Source organism: Bacillus sp. SIMBA_154 (genome assembly GCF_046536015.1).
Lineage (GTDB): Bacteria > Bacillota > Bacilli > Bacillales > Bacillaceae > Bacillus > Bacillus pumilus_P.
In genome coordinates this window covers 1-229 of the sequence record NZ_JAWJBV010000759.1, presented here as the reverse complement: position 1 = coordinate 229, position 229 = coordinate 1, and the positions used below count along the sequence as shown (strand labels likewise).

Below are 229 nucleotides of genomic sequence, written 5' to 3'. Positions count from 1 at the left end.
CCTATGCTTGGCGATACTAGAGGCAAAGATAGCGGATTAAAATACTTACAGAAAAATACTCTGGATATCTTAGATTACTCCGCTTCTGGTTATGTAATCCTAAGAGGAAAAACTGTCACCGATAAGACATTTCATTTAATATTCAAATGTACTCATCTTTCAAATTACCATCGTCATGATGATGATCTTTCTCTACATTTATTTTTTGACAATGTAATTATTTTAGGAG

The 229-nt window shown here is 32.3% G+C and carries 1 protein-coding gene; it reads left to right on the top strand.

The annotated features are described in order from the left end of the window. The coding region (locus R0K30_RS23920; RefSeq protein ID WP_410613572.1) for a hypothetical protein at positions 1-229 on the top strand (229 nt) is incomplete at both ends.